The following is an 18,723-nucleotide window of genomic DNA, read 5'->3' as shown; positions in this document are numbered from 1 at the left end:
CGTAATATGCGACCACACCGGCCTTTAGACTTTGAACTATGGCTATGAGTGGGAACGATATGTTGGATTTCAGCGATTACTCCGCAATGGACGCGGTGAAGGCTTTGCTGGATGATGGTTCCGAAACGGCTGGCCATGCGCTTCTGGTGGCGGGGGCACCGAGCTCCGGGAAAACCGAGTTCGCGCTCGCGGCGACGCATGAAGGCATTTCGAGATTCGACGATTCAAAGGTTTTCATGGCGGTTTCGGGGCGGCAGGCGGCCGATAAACTTTCCGATCGGATCATTCGTGCCATCGGCTCGGCTTCGAGTGCCCGGCCGGTCACCACGCTTTCGGCAATCGCCTTTCGTCTGCTTTCAATCATTCGTGATAACATGCGCGAGCCCCTGCCGAAACTACTGAACGGTGCTGAGCAGGATGCGCTGTTGCGGCAGGTGGTCGCGGTCCACGTCGGCCATGCCCGCTCCGGCGAATTGTGCGATACCTGCGAGCTGATGCGGCAGTATTTCGCCGCCGACGACTGGGTCAATAGCGTTTATGGCGATGACGGAAGCGTGGCGGCCGGCAAGTCCCGTGGCTCTATGGTTGACAGTCAAAAGCCAAAGGCGGAAGTGGAAGCGGGCCAGTCTCGTTCCGTTTCGCAGGGTATCGGTTCCAGCGACGCCCTTTTCGCGCGTGGAATCAACGATGCATTTGTCATGCAATTGCGTGACATGCTGGCTCGCATGGATGAGCTGGGTTTGAGCGCCGAACGCGAGAACGAGGTTCTCGCGATGCTTGCGGAATCGCAGAATTCCGGCGCTGGCTACAGTCTGCGCGTGGAACGGCTTGGTGTTCAATGGCGGTTGGCGTTCGCCCTACGACGTGAGTATTCGCAGGTGGTGGTTCAAGGATATCCGGGGGAGTTCCGCCTCGATTCCTCGCGTCTGTTGGTCGAAGGGGCGCGGGCTGCCGCGCAGGTCGCCGCTAGCGCACTCCCGAAGTTTATAGCGGTCGACGATTTCCAGGATCTGACCTTGGCCGGTCTCTCTTTCCTTGAGGCGTTGGCGCGGCGCGGAGTGAGGTTGCTGCTGGTCGGCAATCCCGACGAAGCCGTGCAGACCTTCCGCGGTTCCTATCCTGAATATCTGTTTACGCGTGCGCAGCAGCCACCGCTTTCGGCAGAGCTGATGACGTTGCCTGTGCGCTCGATTTGTAGTATTGGCTATTCTTCTTATCTCGACCTGCTGGCGTCGCGCGTTTCGCTTTCCATTGCAGCTAATGAGGATACTTCCGTGGCATTGCCGGATCGACCTGGAAAATTGCCGCGGCTGGCAGGCGCTCTTCCAATCGAGGCGTTGGATGCGGACGATTCCAAGCCAGGGGATGGCAGCGTAAAAACTCTGCTCTACCGAAACCCGCGCGAGGAGTTGGACGATGTGGTCTGGCGTATCAAAGAGGCGCATCTTGGCGCTGGCCGTGACTGGAACGATATGGCCGTCATCGCCCACGACAACGACATGGTGCGGGCTTTCGGCGAGAGGCTGCGCGGCGATGGGGTGCCGGTGCGTTATTCGGCGGTCACCAAGCCGCTGAAGGACGACCCGAGCGTGCAAGGGCTCTTCGCGCTGTTGGAACTGGCGAGATTGCGACATGATGGCATCGGCGCTTCCGGTATGTCGTTGACACAAGCGGCAAAATATGTGCGCAGCCGAGTACAGACCTTGCTGGAAAGCCCGTTGGTTGGTCTGCGTTCGTCTTCGGCGGCTTATGGCCCGATCTCGCCGGCGCGTCTGGCACCGGTGGAATCGGTGATGAAGGCCATCGCTTCATTGGCGCAAGTGATCGACGGCGAAATGAACGGTCAAGCCACGTCGACACGTGCCGACGAAGACGAGCATACTTTGGATGTCACCGCGCAATTGCCGCGCTTGCAAGCCACTTGGGAGCAGCTACGTGAGCGGGTTGTCGCGCAGCGTCCGGCAAATGGTGTCGAAGTGGATAACAGCCTTGTCGAAGGTGCCTCTGACCGGGATGAAGCAGACATGTCCTTCGGCTTGGATGCGATGTATATCATGCTCGAATTCGATGGTTCCGGGTTGGAAACCGACTTTGCAGATGGCTCTGCCAAGCTGGAATCGGATATTTCCGTTGACGCTAACACTGGCTCTGCCGGACCTGAAACTGATTCTGTTGATGACGTCGAAGCTGTGTTGCAATTGATCGGCAAGGTGGGTGACGACGCCTATTCTCGCGCCTTCGCCCATGTCTGGGATTTGGTGGCCAAGGTCGAGCAGGGGATGTCCGCTTTGCCGAGTCGCGAGCCGCAGTATGCGCTTTCTTTGGCATGGGATGCCTGCCATGTGGCCGACATTTGGCAGGTTCAGGCGCTCGCGAACAACGCCGATGGCCGGGCCGCCAACGACAGGCTCGACGTGATGATGCGGCTTTTCGCCTATGCCTCGGGTTCCGGCGCGAAGCAGAGCGTCGAGGATTTCATTTCCAGCGTGCGTTCGATGCGCATTGAAGCCGATTCGCTGGCCAAGGTCGCGCCCGTCGACCAGGCGGTCACGCTCACCACTCCCGCAGGATCCGCCGGCGGCCATTGGCGCTTCGTGTTCATCGTCGGGGTTCAACAGGACGTTTGGCCGAATCTCGCCGCCCGCAACACCATGTTCGGCGGAGAAAACCTGGCCGACATCGTCTTGCACGGGGGTATGCGCGACGAGCATGAGGCGGGTGGAGCCGGAGGGGACCCGGAACTTGCCCAAGTACTTTCCGCCGAGCAGAAAAGCTTCCTGGTGGCGCTGAGCAGGGCCAGCGAACAGGTGAGTCTGAGTGCTGTGCTGAGCGATGACACCGTGCCGTCTGATTTTCTCTATACTTACGTGCCTGAACGCTTCGACCGTGTCCGTGACGCCGACCTTGAAACCCGGGATTATGCGCAACTGGCGGATTCCGGCCGTTTTGCCGGACTTGATACCGACCCGCGCGGGTTGGTGGCGGCCTCTCGCATCGAGCTGATGCATCAGGCTGATATCACCGGAAGCGCTTCCGGACAAACCGATGAAGTCGCCGGCCGTGAGGCTGACAAGAATGCCGGCACGGCTGGCGTTGTGGGTGTCAAGGCCGATTTCTCGCAACTGGCTGTCGCGCCTGACATCGCATCTTCCGCTCGCGTCCGTGATGCCGCCGCAACGTTGGCACTGCTTGACGATGCCGGACTTGGAGCCGCCGACCCCGATAGTTGGCCGTATACCTTCGATACGCAGGACCAAGTTAGTGCACAATCCAAAGTCGCACGAAATGCAAACAGAATGGAATTATCACATCGTGATGGAGCCAACGAACCCGTCTCTGTGTCGGTTGTGCAAAACCCGCAGGACGTTTTAAACGCTGAAAAGTCATCGTCCTCGGCCTCAACGGTCACGCTTTCGCCCTCGCAGGTCGACAGGATCTGGGCATGCCCGGTCTGCTGGATGTTGGAAAGTCAATTTGCCGGCCCCCGCCCATCCAATGCTGCCACCAGTTTCGGAACGTTGATACACAAGGTGGCTCAGCTTGCCAACGAGGCCGGCCTTGACGCCCCCGATTTCATGGCGGACAGCTCTGAAGATGGCCGTATCAAAGCGATTACGACACGCATGATGGATATGTACCACGGGCTTGCTGATGACCTTAACGCCATCGACGACCCCGAGCAGCGGTATCGTGCCGAAAGCAAGGACGAAGGCGCCGAGCAGACGCTCACCGATATCGCCACCTATTTCGTGACCTCGAACGATACGGATTATCCATACGGAAATCTTAAGAACTTCGCTGTGGGCCGTTTGCGGCATGCGGATAGCGAGTATGAGTTCGCCGCACGGTTCGGCTTTGACGATATTCGTGCGGCCTATAACGCCATCGACGGCATCGATCCGATCGATGCCAACGATCTTGCCAGCATCATGGGGCTGCTCAACGGCGGCTGGCCCGAGGGCATGAGCCCTGACTTACAGATACGTCTGACCGGACGCATCGACCGCATGGAATGGCGAGATTTGGGGGATGGCAAAACGCACGTGCGCCTGATCGATTGGAAAACCGGGCATAAGCACGACGGCAAACAGATGTTCAACGACCTGCAGTTGGTCTGCTATCAGCTCGGCCTGGCGTTCCCTGAGGCGAATCATTCGCAGAAAACCGACGGAAACGGGACTTCGGCTGTTTTGCCCAATGCCGGATTGCGTGGCGTTGAAGCGCTCAAGGCCATGCCAGAAATCACCCAGAGCGCCCTGTTCGATGTCGATCTGGCCACCGCTCCCGCGCAAAGCTACGGAGCCGCTGAAACGCTGTTCCAGCCGCCGCTTTTCCATGCGGGAACTCTGAACAGCACCGGTTTCATCAAGCGCAGCCATTACTCTGATTTGCAAAAGCTGGCGGATTTGCCAGACCTGCTCGCAGATGCCCCGGAAGGTGTGAGCGCGCATGCCTGGGAGCAGTTCTTGTCGTTGCGTGGCACCCAGGCGGTTTGGGCGCTGACCATGATCTCGCGCATCTTCTACGCCGCCGCAGCTTCGCGTTCCAGCGTTCTGGTTGCCCGTCCGCAACCTGACCATGTGGCTTGGTGCAACATGAAAACAGTGTGCCCGGCCTGCGCCGGTGAGGTGGACACGGTCTACGAAGTGAGGAGAGGCTAAAGATGGCTAGAGACGAGAAATTAAGCCGCTTCAATGACATCGACGGCGTATATGTCGGCATGAATATATCTGATAGTAATAACCGCGGCAACGCAAGTCATGAATCTGCTGAAGCTCGCAATGCCAGTAATGCCGGCAACGCTGGCATTGCCGCAAAAGCTGTGAATGGTACCAATACCACCAATACTGATAGCCCCGAGCAGGCGGCGGTCATCAATGCGCCTCAAGGCGATGATGTGCTTGTGGTCGCCGGTGCGGGGTCTGGCAAGACCTACACCATGACCCGTCGCATCATCAACCTCATCAAGGTCGGTGTGCCGCCCGAGAAAATTCTCGGTCTGACCTTTACTCGAAAGGCCGCCTCCGAACTGCTGGGTCGCGTGTCAAGCGCTGTGGCCGAAAATACCCGGATGAACGAAACCGATGTAAACGTTGCCGGCAATCCGCATCGCGCCAACGTTTTCCTCAAGCCGCAGGTCTCCACCTACGATGCCTTCTTCCAATCCATCGTGCGCCAGTACGGCCTTTTGGTCGGCTTCGACCAGAACACCCAGCCGATGAGCGAGGCCGGGGCCCACCAGCTGGCCGTCACCGTCATCGACGAGAACATGGATATCCTGCGTGGTAAGGGTTTTGGCGGTTTTTCTGATATCGTCACCAAAATGCTGGATCTCTCCAACGCCATCATCGGCTCGATGATCGGTGAGCATTGCGCCAGCGTTCCCGAGGCCATTGCCCGAATCCGCGAGTGGGACCAGGCGTTCATCGCGCAGATGGATACGGCCATCGGCGACGAGACCGTTCCCGAGGACGAGCCGAAAACCGGTAAACCGCCGAAGCGCAGGAAAAAGGATACGGACGAGCAATTTGCGGATCGTATCGCGCAGTATCGTACGAAATACCACCAACTGGCCGTCTATCGCAGTGCAGGCTTGCGCGATATCGCCAGGCAGCGTGAGATTCTGCTGACTTTGGTCGAGCGTTACCACGAACGCAAGCGGCAGCTCAATATGGCGGAATTCAACGATTTCACGGTGGCCGCGTACGCGCTGATCACCCGTTTCCCGTCAATCGGGGAGCGCCTCCGACATCGCTATACGCACGTTCTGCTCGACGAATATCAGGATACGTCCACCACTCAGGCCGCGCTGATTGCCGCTCTGTTCCATCCTGATCATTCTCAGCTGGAAACAGTGAGCGTTTCCGGCGCTCCAAAAAGTCTTTCGTCGGTCCGCTCTCAAGGCCGGAAAGCGGAATCGGAACGTTCCGCGGTCAATGCCGTGGGCGACCCCTTTCAGTCCATCTATGCCTGGCGAGGTGCGAGCCCCGGTGCCTTCCGCATGTTTCAGCGTAATTTCGGCATGGACGAGACTGCCAGACCGTATTCCCTAAGCGTCACCCGGCGCAATTCGCGAGTGGTGCTCGAAGCGGCCAACGATCTGACCCAGCCCTTGCGCATCCCGGACCGCATCCCCTCGAGTTCGCCGATGCGCGAGGTGCCGGTACCGGCGCTGACCACGATTGACGATGCCAAAGAGGGTACGCTGGGTGTGCTCGGTTTCGACACGCTTGGTCAGGAAATCGATGCCGTTGCGCGGTTTGCCAAGACCTCCATCGCCCGGCATACGCCAACCGACCCGTCTCAGAAGGACGTTCGCCCACATGTCGCCGTCCTGTTCCGTGGTAAGCAGAATATGCCACAATTCGCCGAAGGACTGCGCAAAGCGGGGTTGACGACGCTGACCGTCGGATATTCGGCGCTGCTGGACCGCCCGGAAATCCGTGACGTGCTGGCCTTGCTCCACGTTGTCGCCGACCATACAGACTCCGGAGACCTGATGCGGCTTTTGGCCACGCCCCGTTTCGGCCTGGGCAGCCATGACTTGAGTGCTTTGGCCAAGCTTGCCGGTCGTCGCAATGACGAATACCGTTTCCGCGCGTTGGTTGAGGCCGGTCTGGTGCCGGGTGATGCCAAGCCGGGCGAGCAGGCAAAACTGGTTGCCGAGCATCGTGACCAGGTGCCCAACATGATTTTCCTCGCTGATCTTCTGATGGATAACAAGCTTGAATCCTCGCTTGATTCCCCTCGCATCGCCTCGCTGTTCTCTGCTTCCGGGCTTAAGGCCATCCGCCATGCCTCGCGGGTCCTGCGGCAGGTCAATGCCATCATCAACCATTCGCTCACCGAAATCATCGAGACTGCGGTTGAGGCGCTCGACCTCGATATCGACACGGTCGTGGCCCGGGCGTTGCAGGAATCCGACAGGCCGGTCGAACCGTCGTTGGCACGCTCGTCGATGAACGCTTTGGTGAATTTGGTCAATACCTATACCCAGGAAATCACGGAAGGCGCCACGCCCACGTTGCGCGGGTTCGTTTCCTGGGTGGATTCGCTGAGCAGCATTCCCGACGATACGGCAGCGGTCCCCAACGATCCGGTCGACGTGGTACTGATGACCATCCATCAGGCCAAGGGCCTTGAATGGGATTCCGTCGCCATCGTCGGCATGAAGGCCACGAGTTTCCCTTCTAATCAGGGCGACAGGCTCAAGGTGGATTTGGACGATGAGCATATCGGCGGTTTGAAAGACGGGGTCTGGCAGTCGCCGCAATATCATGAGACCGCCAACACCTGGTTGGATAATCCCGCCGCCGTGCCCGTGCCGGTACGCGCCGATGCCGATATCCTGCCTCGGTTCCCGCATGATGCAGGGGTCGGCGACGATCCGCTTGCAGCCTTGCGGAAACTCTCCAACGTGGAGATCATGGGCAATGAGTCTGAAGGGCTGATGCGCGCTTTCGACGCTATGGAGAGCGCTGATTGTAATACGCTTGATGGGGAAGTGGACTCTCCGGCTGCCGGCGATGGCGCAACGTATCTGTCGCAACAAGAGGAATACGGCCGCAGGCTTCATGCCGACGAACGTCGGCTCGCCTACGTCGCCTTGACCCGTGCCCGTGAAGAGGTGCTGATGACCTACAGCCGCCACGCCGAGCTTTCCCGCGATCCGGAGGCCGCAGGTACCGGCCACGAATCCAAGCCGTCGAATTTCTTCACCGAGGTCCATGATGCGTTGGTCTATCGTGATGATGCGGTCGTACTCGAAGTGGATACACAACCTTGCGATGATGGCAGTGACAACGTGCTCGATATGAAAACCGCGGATGGCGAAGAAACGTCGCAAAGTGTTCATTCCGCGGTTGCGTCAGACAACGATACCGATACCGAAAACGTTACGGAAGCCAATCCGCCCGTTCACCCGACGTTGTCGGACTTGGGAGCGCCGAAACCGGATGGTCTTTTCGTCGGTTCGCAGGCAGGCCAATACGAACGGGCCATTGTCGAAGAGGCTTGGCAGACACCTCTTGATCAGGATGTTATGCAGGAGGGCAAGCCGTTGCCATGGCCTGCCTCGATGAGCGAGGAGATGGCCGGGCGGTTGCATCGTTCGGCCACGCTGACCCGGCAGATGCACGATTGTCTAGTGAGGGAGGCCAGGGACGGCAACGAATCCCAGCCCCGATCGCAGGTCGAAACTGATGCCGTCTCGCTTGCCGTGAATCGCATGGCCGTCGAACTGCCGGAAGGCCAGTCGCTGGCCAAACGTACACAGATGCTGTTGGCCGATGAGGATCTGATGCCATCGATGCAGATCGTGCAAGAGCGCAACGCCGGTGCCTCCAACCAACGCATCGCCAGTGACCCCGCCAAAGGCGGCTACGGTAAGGCTATGTTTGACAATCCCGTTGATCGGTCTCGCGAAAAGGGTTCCCAGGCTGAAAGCATCAACGCGCTTGATATCGAGGTCCGTCGCCGCGGCGAACGTATTCTTGCCAGCAGGCGTCAGAATGTCACCTCGTTGCAGGCCAGCGCGGGCAATATGAGCAAGAGGGAAAGCCAGAATTATTGGCGTGCCCTCATTCGTCCCGTTCCTCGTGTGGCCTCGCCCGCCGCGCAGGCCGGCACCCGTTTCCATGCTTGGGCAGAGCGTTTCGTCAATGCGTTTGGCGTCGATGGGGTTGCCGATATGCCGGCAGATGATGGCATTTCAGCTGTAGCCGGCGGTAATCAGTCTGAGACCCGGGCCTCGCTGATCGCTGGCCTCGAGTATTCCGAGCAGAACCCGGAGGCCAACCAAACCGCCACCGACCGTAAGATTCTGACCTGGCAGCGCAGGCTGGTCGACGGGCGTTGGGCGGCCCGGCGCCCATATGCCGCCGAAGAGCAGATCGTCGTCGCCATTCCCGAACTCGGCGACCGCATTGTCAACGGCAAGCTTGACGCGGTTTTCTATGGCGGGCTGGATGAAAATGACCCGGCGAAGCGTTTCACCATAGTGGATTGGAAGACCGGCAAAAAGCCCGGTAAGCAGGAGGGCATCGACCGAAAACTGGCCCAGCTCGACATGTACCGGCTGATGTTTGCCCGGATGAAGAACGTTGCGCTGAACAGCATAGACGCCACATTGTATTATGTGAGCGAGGCTCGTGATGATAGGCGCGAGATACCTGCCGAGCCCAAATCCGCGCTCGAGATCCTGAAGGAGCTGAACGCCGGAATACCGTTGTGCAGCGACGAAGATTAGGCGTTGACACCCGGGATATATGCCTCTTGGTGCTATATTGTGTGGTGGCTCTCGCTTGGCAGGCTTCCAAAGACACCGATACTGCGGGTATGGCTCGTAGCGTAACGGCATATGGGTATGATGTAGTGGCTTTGATTTTTTCTACTTGGCTCTTTTGAGGGTTTTGGCTGCAAAGCGGATCTTGTGTCGGTAGGGGCCGACGGAGGCAGGGCGTAGGAACTATGGAGGGAAACGAACACATGGAGAATGTTGCGAACGGTGATGCCGGAATCGGAGTGGTCTATTCCCCGATGATCTGGAGCGATGTTGAGGCCATCACCCGCCAGTTCGATGAGACTTGGGGCCATTACACGTCCATCGGCAACGACAAAAAGCTTTCGATGTTGCTTTCCTATCATTTCGTCTTGCACTACATTGAGCCTGCAACCCGCGGTGAGATCGCACACAAAAACGGCGAGTTCATGGGGGTCGTTCTTTCACGAGTCGCCGGCCAGCCGGTCATGTTCGGCAATACGTTCAAGGAAATGGCAAAAATCGACGAACGGCTCAACTCCACTCCCGCCGGGCATAAGGCGCTCGTGGATTTGGAGCTTGGTTTCGAGATCGAACGACGCATGGAGCGCCAGACCAGCATCAACGACAAGGCTCCGGCCGAGGTCGAGCTTTTCCTGGTCGCTCGCGCCGCCCGCGGCCAGGGCGTCGGAGGCGCGCTGTGGAGCCGGACGATGGAGTATTTCGAGCGCTCGCATGCGCCGATGTTCTATCTGCATACCGACTCGGATTGCGATGTCAGTTTCTATGATCGTCATGGCATGGAGCGCATCGCCGAGCGTGAAGAGCAGCGTCACCCGGATGACGGCCGCGATCCGCAGACGGCCCCTGAAAAAATGTTCATCTACGCCGGCGTTCCCGATAAGGTGACGAAAACCGTATCGGAATGATAAGTAAGAGAACGGTATGAAAGTATCGTTGGCGTAATGTCAATGATGTCCGTCACCGGGCATCGTTTGCATTCACCGGATTTCGGAAGGCGGCCTAGTGCCGCTTTTCGTATATTTGGTGTGCTATTCCATGATTCTATTTTGTCCGGAACCCTAAGGTTACGCTGCAGGCTTTTCGTCCGAGCCGATTGGATAGACTGGATATATACATCAAAAGTATCGAATTATGTGGTTGGCATCCGCTTTGGTGATTTGGTGTTTCGGCCTCGGAAACCGCGATTTTGATGCTGTGAGTGTCGCCGAAAAACGTATTGGGAAGGATTGGTAGGCAGTGAGCAATACAGGTCGTAGTGTGTCGAACCAGCGTCACGGGTCGCCGTACGGGCGGCTTTTCGCGATACCCGGTGCCAAGGCGTTCTGTATTTCCGGGGCGGTGGCGAGGCTTCCGATTTCGATGATGAGTCTGGGAATCGTGCTGGCGCTGAACCATATGTACAACAACTGGACGGTCGCCGGCACGATGAGCGCCGTCTATATTCTTGCCGTCGCTGCCGTTACGCCGCTTTACGCCCGTCTTTTCGACCGATTCGGCCAGCATAAGGTCGGCTGGATTGCTTTGGGGCTTTCCGTGGTGTTCATGCTGGTTTTCGCCATTGCCGCTTGGGCCCGCGTCTCTATCCCGATTCTTTTCATTCTGGCGATTTTGATGGGTTTGACGCAGTTCTCGTTCGGGGCCTTGGTACGCACCCGTTGGGCCTACGCGCTGCGTGACCCCAAGGATGCCGATCTGCTCGACACTGCCTATGCGCTCGAGGCAGGCATCGACGAGATGGTCTTCATCTTGGGGCCGATCCTCGCCGCGTTCTTGGCGACTTCGGTGAGCCCCGTCTCACAGCTGTTCGTGCCGACCCTTGCCTGTGCCGTCGGCGGATCGGTCTTTTTCTCCCTGAAGGACACCCAGCCCCCCGTCATCGAAACCGTGTCGGTCGTTGCTGCGTCCTCTGCGGATGAGGATGTGAAAGCGGCGAGCGAGAACCTTGGCGGTACACAAGGCCACCGGCTTGACGAGGATGGAGTGAGCCTTCACCAGCTGCATACGCATGCGGCCAAGCCGAAAAGTGTACTGCTTTACGCCGGCATCATTCCGCTTCTGGTCGTGTTCGTCGTCTTCAACATGAGCTTCAACGAGTTCGACGTTTCCGTCACCGCGATGATGAAGGCCATCGGACGCGAGCAGCTGCTCGGCTTGCAGCTGGCGATGTTTGCCGTCGGCTCCTGCATCGGCGCGTTCGTTTTCGGCTCGAAGAAGCCCAAAGGCTCCAACTGGCAGCACATGGTGGTTTTCCTCACCCTGCTCACCTTTGGATACGTCTTCTGCCGATTGGCGATGGACAACCTCATTTTGCTGGCAATCGCCTCGGTCCTCTCTGGCCTGTTTGTTTCGCCGCTTTTCGCAACTGGCAATCTTATCGTCAAAGACATCGTGCCGCCCAGCAGCCTCACCGAAGGCCTTTCGTGGGTCACCACTGCCGGTTCGGTCGGCACGTCCTTCGGTTCGTCGCTGGCCGGCATGGTGCTCGATGTCTCGAGCCCCCACGTCGGTCTGTTGCTGCCCATAGCCACGACGTTCGCTGCCGTTCCTCTTGCTGTATTGGGCTGGTTCCTGGCGCGCAAACATAATTCATAATCGATAGAAATCATCCGTAACAGAATCAAGTTTGCCCGGAATATGGCTGAAAGGACAACATTCCAGTTTTCGGCATGCGGTTTCGGGGTACGATATTCATAGGATATTTCAAGACATCAAAACATGAAGGTAGGGATTGACGATGATCAGAGTTTCGGTAGTTGGAGCACAAGGGCGCATGGGCGGCAGCGTGGTCGAGGCCGTGAAGGCTGCGGACGATACGCAGATCGCGCAGCAAATTGGCGAGAACGACGATATCGCCGCCATCACGCCCGACAATACGGACGTGGCGGTTGAGTTCACTGTCCCGACCTCGTCGCTGGGCAACGTGCTGAAGCTTGTCGCGCAGGGTGTCAACGTCGTGGTCGGTACCACCGGCTGGACCGATGAAAAGTTCGATCAGGTCAAGGCCGCACTCGCCAACGCCCCTCGGCAAGATCAAGCCGTGTTCATCGCCCCGAACTTCGCCATCTCCGCGGTACTGGCAGATAAATTCGCCGCCGAGGCCGCCAAGTACTTCACGTCCGCCGAGGTCATCGAGTTGCATCATCCCGACAAGGTCGATGCGCCTTCCGGCACCGCCATCCACACCGCGCAGGCGATTTCCACGGCCCGTAAAAATGCCGGATGCCCGCCAATGCCCGACGGTACTCAAGGTGAGGCGGCCTCCCGAGGTCAGGCCGTTGATGGCGTCCATGTTCATGCGGTGCGTCTGCAGGGCCTCAATGCTCACGAGGAAATCCTCTTGGGCAACACCGGCGAGCAGCTGGTCATCCGTGCCGACAGTTTCGATCGAGCCTCGTTCATGCCGGGCGTCCTGCTGGCCGTACGCAACGTCGCCTCAGACGACCATCCCGGCCTGACCGTTGGTCTCGATGCCTTCCTTGACCTTTGAGAGATCGCTGGCGAATCCGATTGGTATGCCGTCGGGTGCGGGGCAAGCCTGTATCCGGCGGTTTTGCGTGTTCGGGGAGGGGTGATATGCATTGCAATATTTTTGTTTATTACTTGCCGATAACCGTCCCACCCGAGAAGTAGCGTTGAGGTATGAGTGAGTCTTCTATGCATCTACTTGATCGTGCGCCGTTCGGCCGGGTTATTCCCGCGATGGTGACGCCGATGCACGGTGATGGTTCCGTTGATTTTGAAGCATCCGTGGCATTGGCCAAGCATCTTGTCGCCTCCGGTGCCGATGGCCTGTTGGTCAACGGTACGACCGGTGAATCGCCGGTCACCCACATGGATGAAAAGGTCAAGCTCGTCCAGGTGGTCAAGGCCGCCGTCGATGTGCCGGTGATTTCCGGCGCGGGTTCCAACGACACCGCCCACACCGTGCGCATGGTCGAGCAGACGCAGGAAGCCGGCGCCGATGCGGTGCTGGTGGTTGCCCCTTATTATTCCCGTCCTTCACAGGAAGGTATTTTCCGTCACTATCAGGCGGTCAACGAGTCGGCGGACAAGCCGATCATCGTCTACGACGTCCCCGGACGTACCGGTGTGCACCTTTCATTGGAAACCTACCGTCGCCTTGCCGAACTTGACCGTATCAAGGCCGTGAAGGACGCGACGGGCGACATCGCGGGATCCGTGCGCAAGCGTATGGAAACCGGTCTGACCTGGTATTCCGGTGACGACGCGTTGTTCCTGCCGTTCCTTTCCATAGGAGCTGTCGGCGTTATCTCCGTCATTGCACACGTCGCATCGAACCCGATGCGCCAGCTTGCCGATGCTTTCGATAGGGGAGACATCCACGAGGCCCAGCGTCTTGCAGTTCGTCTTGCCCCACTGGTCGATGCCATCAACGGTACCGGATTCCAAGGGGTTATGGCCAAGGCCGCGTTGCATGAGCGCGGGTGGCTTGACGAAACCACGATGCGTCTGCCAAACGTTGGTCCGGGGGAGTCTGAATTTGAGCGTGCTCATCAAGGCATGGTCGATTCCGGTATTTTGGATGCCTAGGTTTTAGGCGGTTTTGACAATCAGACAAGACAAAGGCATCACTCATTGCAGCGGGGAAGCCAATGGCCGATAAGCGGCCGTAGGCTTGGTTCCGCTGTTTTTATTCCTCGTCTGTGCACAGGTGCAGACACTAAGTAAACAGAAGTTCAGTAATAGATATGACAGATACAGAAGAAAAAACCACAGCGTCGACCACGCATCGCCGTGGCAGCGCCAGCAAGGCACGTGCCCGCAAAAGCGAGGCGAGCGCAGAGAAAACGACAAAACGTAGTGGCGCCAGCACCAAAAGCGGTGAAAAGAAAACGAGTGCGAAGCGTACGAGCTCAAGCACCAAACGTTCGGAATCTCGTGGTTCCTCGCGTTCCGGTGGCCGTCGAGCCAGCAGCTCCAATTCATCGCGCAATACACGCGGTGGCAGCCGTTCCAACAACCGCCGTTCCAACCCGCGCGCCGTCTCTCGCACTCCGGGAACCTCGCCCAATCAGGACGCTGTACTGATCGCTCCGCCGAAGTACCGCAAGGGCTCCATGCGTATCGTGCCGCTCGGCGGCCTCGGCGAAATCGGCCGCAACATGAACGTGATCGAATACAACGGCCACCTGCTGTTGGTCGATTGCGGCGTACTCTTCCCTGATGAGGAGCAGCCCGGCGTTGATCTGATTCTTCCTGATTTCAGCTATATCAAGGACAGGCTTGACGACATCGAAGCGCTCGTCTTGACCCATGGCCACGAAGACCACATTGGGGGCGTGCCCTACCTCTTGAACCTGCGCCCCGATATCCCGCTGATCGGCTCGAAGCTTACGCTCGCTTTCGTCAAGGCCAAATGCGAGGAGCATCACCAGAATCCGCGCTGTGTGGAAGTTGATGGCCGCGACAAGATCAAGGTCGGACCGTTCAACCTCGAATTCGTTGCCGTCACCCACTCGATTCCCGACGCGCTCGCCGTATGCATCAGCACGCCTGCCGGCACCGTCATCGACACCGGTGACTTCAAGCTCGACCAGCTGCCTATCGACCATCGTATTACAGACTTGGTCGAGTTCGGCAAGCTCGGTGAGAAGGGCGTCGACCTCGTGATGGTCGATTCCACCAACGCCGAAGTCCCCGGCTTCGTGCGCCCGGAAAGCACCATCGGTCCCGAGCTCGAGCGAGCCTTCAGCGAAGCTACCCGCAAGATCATCGTCGCCTCCTTCTCCAGCCATGTCCACCGCGTACAGCAGGTCGTCGACGCTGCACACAAGGTCGGCCGCAAGGTCGTCTTCGTCGGCCGTTCGATGGTGCGCAACATGTCCATCGCTGCCGATCTCGGTTACTTGCACATCCCCGAAGGCACCGTCGTTGACCTCAAGAAGGCCAAGGACATCCAGGACAACAAGCTGGTCTACATGTGCACCGGTTCGCAGGGCGAGCCGATGGCCGCGCTCGGCCGTATCGCCGACGGCACCCACCGCGACATCACCATCAACGAGTTCGACACCGTTGTGATGGCCAGCTCTCTCATCCCCGGCAACGAGAACGAGGTCTATGGCATGATCAACAAACTCGTGCAGAAGGGCGCCCGTGTGGTCAACCGCGACAACGCGAAGATTCACGTCTCCGGCCATTCCAACGAAGGCGAGCTCACCTACTTCTACAACATCCTGAAGCCCAAGTGCGTCATGCCGATTCACGGCGAAAACCGCCACCTGGTCGCCAACGGACTCGTGGCCGTCAAGACCGGCGTCGATCCGAAGAATGTCGTGCTTGCTGAGGACGGCGATGTTGTCGATCTCTACCATGGTCAGGCCGCGGTCGTCGGCTCTGTCCCGTGCGGCTATGTCTATGTCGATGGCGATACCGTCGGCGAGCTCACTGACGAAGAGCTCGAGAAGCGCAAGGTGCTTGGCACCGAAGGCTTCGTCTCCGCCTTCGCCGTGGTCGACACCGACACCAAGAACGTCATCTCTGGCCCGAAGGTCTACCTGAACGCCATGCCCGAGGACGAAAGCGAATTCGAGAACGTGCGTCACCAGATTGTCCAGCAGCTCGAGGACGCGATGATGCAGGGCACCCACGACACTCACAAGCTCCAGCAGATTATGCGCCGCACGATCGGCAGCTGGGTCTCCCGTCAGCTTCACCGCAAGCCGATGATCGTCCCGGTCGTCGCCGATATCGCCCACGACGTCATCGACGGCACCCCGTCCGGCAAGTGAGGTCGGACTCAGAGGCGCTGGACACGATGAAATTGCGCGATGTAATTTCGTCCGGTGCCGATTACATGGCGTAGAGCCATAAATCTTGTGAATTTCCCCGGTAGGTTCGCGCCTGCCGGGGAAATTGTTATATGGCTATGTGAACTTTTCCCGAACCTCTGCTATACGTTCAGGGTTTGGGGCTTCGGGAGGAATAGACTGTTGAATTTGGTATGAGGTTCGGCTCCGGCATCATATCGCTGAAGCTGAAATTAAGTTGAAATTGTCGTGAAGCGCAAACGGTGAAAGGTGCATGCGGCAGCCGTCTGGAATCACCAAAACCACGAGGAATAACGTATGAAAAAGATATTTCCAGCCACCGCGATCGGTGCATTGGTGCTGCTCATTATTGGCACGTTCGCCGATTTACGTATCGACCAGGCGCTCTACATGCCCGGTAACGGTTTCTCGGTTTTCTTCGAACGTTTGGCACCCCTCATCGGCGCGACCGTCCTGATGATCGGTGCAGCCCTGTTATTTTGGACCTATGCATTGGTCAGGGAAAATCTGACAAAGCTGATACTTTCCGGTCTTATCTACCTTGGTGCGACGCTTGTAGGGCTTGCGTTGTGCTACAAATATTGCCACATATTCGGCGCGGCTTACGGCGTCATCGTTGCTGTGCTCATTGCCTGCATCGTTTACAGGATTCCCGACGAGCTGAAGCAGCGCTACCGCTGGGCCGGCATCGCCATTGTGGCGGTGTTCCTATGCTCGTTGGGCGTGCTGGAGGTAGCCAAAGTCGTTTGGGGCCGCGTTCGTTTCCGTGCGATGCAAGGCAATTTCGACTTGTTTACGCCGTGGTATCATCCCAATGGCAAGCATTATCTCTCAGCGGTGACGGCAGCTGACAATATTAAATCCTTTCCCTCGGGCCATTCCCAGTGGGCCGGCACAACCCTGTCGCTCTGCCTGCTTGCGTTGGTCAACCCGCGCTGGAAAAACAAGGAAAGCATGGTTTACGGTGTCGCGCTGGTCTACGCGCTGGTGGTCATGTTCAGCCGCATGATGCAGGGGGCCCATTTCCTCTCCGACGTCACCGTCGGTTTTGCGCTCCCGTTCCTCGCCCTTTGGCTGGTCCGTTACTTGTTGCTCAAGCAATTATCACAGCACTATCCGCAAGAATACGAACTCGCGTGAATTTGTTCTTGCGTAATTAATTGAAAAGCAGTGGCTACCGAAATTTCGGTGGTTGCCGTTTTTGATTTAAAATTTATGCGGAAAAACTTATGCGAATCGTCAACCGAAGCCAACGACCCGCACAAATCCGTTTATATCAATAGGACGGAATAATAGACCGCCCTACCGGTGAAGCCCAACGAGGCGAAGCTTTTAGTGACCCGGGCAAATGCCTCGAAGCGAACCGGCTCCGACCGATGTTTTGAGCGTATCACGGTCCTCTGGAATCTACAACTTTTCTCAAGGTTTCTTGATTCCGATATAAAGAAATCTTGATTTTTCAATGATATTGTCGTTTTAATTTGTAATTCAAGTTGTTGTGTGCCACGTTAGTAATGCCGCACGTACGCGGCAGGTAATCCCCGAACCGGAGAGCTGAAACGTGCGTGCGACCGGCCGAGACCATAAGGCCGGCTGACGTTTATATCGAAGGAGGCCAATTATGGCATCCGATAATAATAATAATAAGCCTGGGAACTCCGGGCTCTGCTGGCTCGTGACAACGGTGTTGCTCACGATCGTGCGCAAGGTTGGCTCACTTGTCGCTGCGGCAATCCTGTTGATTTGTTTGCTGTGTGCAATCAGCAGGATAGAATAGTGCCGGTACCTCGCTGCCGTAACGGGTAGCGAGGCGGGTTGGCGGCGGAGCAATCTGCCGCCTTTTATGTGGGTTGCTATTTCACCGCTGATACGTAGACTTTGTGACTGCGGGGGAATTCGCGCTTGAACGCCTGTTTGACGGCGTGCTTGCATTGGCGGGTGGCTTCGAAAGCGGACTCGGAATCGGGGGCGTTCCCTGCAAAAGTGGTACTCTCGTCGCGGTAGCCCTGCTCATGCAGAATAACACCGTTTTCGCCGTGTTCGAGGCATAGTGAGCGGTCCTTTTTCGCGGTCAGCAACGTGATTTTCCTATACTCCGATTTCGTCGTCGCTGCGTTCTCGATCATGCTCAGCGCCTGTTTGACGGGGATCAGTCGCATAGCCCGGCCTCCTTCAGATTGTGTTCGAGCAGGCGGGTGAATTCGTCCTTCTGCAAGGTTGAAGAGATGAACAGTACAGTGACGTTTCCGTCGTTTTTCATGTTCTGACTTGTCTTGCCGGTTTCTTGCTTGCTTGAGTTTTTACTATCGCACTCTTTGGGGCTGGTTTCGTTAAAAGTGCTGTTCTTTTCATAGGAAGGGTGATTGCCGTTGCCATGGTTATCGTTTTCATTGACGATGAAGGCGACGCGAGCCGAGCCAGTACGTTTGAGATTGACGCGAAATTCATAGACACATTGACCATTGACCCGCGCCGACACTGCGCGCTTGACCTTCGACATGCCCGTTTCTAGCTGTACGTCCAGTGCGTTTTCGATGCAGGCTTTGATGGTTTTCTCGTCGTCGCGATGCTTCTTGAAGAACTGCTTACATCCTGAGCGTTCGTACGTGATATTCATTGTCTGCACAACCCAACTTCTCCAATTTTCCCCAT

10 protein-coding genes are annotated in these 18,723 nt (G+C 57.6%); 8 read left to right on the top strand and 2 right to left on the bottom strand.

The window, feature by feature from the left end; translation table 11 throughout:
• Window positions 1-44 precede the first annotated feature (44 nt).
• The 8 genes from PT279_RS03070 to PT279_RS03035 all read left to right on the top strand — a co-directional run bounded on the left by PT279_RS03070 (window position 45) and on the right by PT279_RS03035 (window position 17,211).
• A complete protein-coding gene (locus tag PT279_RS03070; RefSeq protein ID WP_277165351.1) occupies window positions 45-4,661 on the top strand; it encodes a PD-(D/E)XK nuclease family protein in 4,617 nt (1,538 codons plus the stop codon).
• A gap of 2 nt (window positions 4,662-4,663) precedes the next feature.
• Window positions 4,664-9,247, top strand: a complete 4,584-nt coding sequence (locus tag PT279_RS03065) for a UvrD-helicase domain-containing protein (protein ID WP_277165349.1) — start codon at window positions 4,664-4,666, stop codon at window positions 9,245-9,247.
• Window positions 9,248-9,486: 239 nt separating this feature from the next.
• Window positions 9,487-10,188, top strand: coding sequence for a GNAT family N-acetyltransferase (locus PT279_RS03060; RefSeq protein WP_277165347.1), 702 nt, complete (start codon window positions 9,487-9,489; stop codon window positions 10,186-10,188).
• Window positions 10,189-10,519: 331 nt separating this feature from the next.
• Complete coding sequence (locus PT279_RS03055) at window positions 10,520-11,875, top strand: MFS transporter (protein WP_277165345.1); 1,356 nt, start codon at window positions 10,520-10,522, stop codon at window positions 11,873-11,875.
• 142 nt (window positions 11,876-12,017) lie between these two features.
• Window positions 12,018-12,770 (top strand): 4-hydroxy-tetrahydrodipicolinate reductase, encoded by a 753-nt coding sequence (gene dapB / locus PT279_RS03050; protein ID WP_277165343.1) that lies wholly within the window; start codon window positions 12,018-12,020, stop codon window positions 12,768-12,770.
• Between the two features lie 152 nt (window positions 12,771-12,922).
• Window positions 12,923-13,834, top strand: a complete 912-nt coding sequence (gene dapA / locus PT279_RS03045) for a 4-hydroxy-tetrahydrodipicolinate synthase (RefSeq protein WP_277165341.1) — start codon at window positions 12,923-12,925, stop codon at window positions 13,832-13,834.
• A gap of 158 nt (window positions 13,835-13,992) precedes the next feature.
• Window positions 13,993-16,032 (top strand): ribonuclease J, encoded by a 2,040-nt coding sequence (locus PT279_RS03040; protein WP_277165339.1) that lies wholly within the window; start codon window positions 13,993-13,995, stop codon window positions 16,030-16,032.
• Window positions 16,033-16,368: 336 nt separating this feature from the next.
• Window positions 16,369-17,211, top strand: a complete 843-nt coding sequence (locus PT279_RS03035) for a phosphatase PAP2 family protein (protein WP_277165337.1) — start codon at window positions 16,369-16,371, stop codon at window positions 17,209-17,211.
• Window positions 17,212-17,924: 713 nt separating this feature from the next.
• Here the strand turns inward: PT279_RS03035 and PT279_RS03030 are convergent.
• Together PT279_RS03030 and PT279_RS03025 are read right to left on the bottom strand one after the other, a co-directional pair.
• Window positions 17,925-18,230, bottom strand: coding sequence for a hypothetical protein (locus tag PT279_RS03030; RefSeq protein WP_277165335.1), 306 nt, complete (start codon window positions 18,228-18,230; stop codon window positions 17,925-17,927).
• Window positions 18,221-18,688, bottom strand: a complete 468-nt coding sequence (locus PT279_RS03025; protein WP_277165333.1) for a hypothetical protein — start codon at window positions 18,686-18,688, stop codon at window positions 18,221-18,223. Before PT279_RS03025 ends, PT279_RS03030 begins: the two co-directional genes overlap by 10 nt.
• Window positions 18,689-18,723: the final 35 nt, after the last annotated feature.

The organism is Bifidobacterium sp. ESL0784, from assembly GCF_029433295.1.
Classification (GTDB): Bacteria; Actinomycetota; Actinomycetes; order Actinomycetales; family Bifidobacteriaceae; genus Bifidobacterium.
This window is presented reverse-complemented; position numbering and strand designations above follow the sequence as displayed.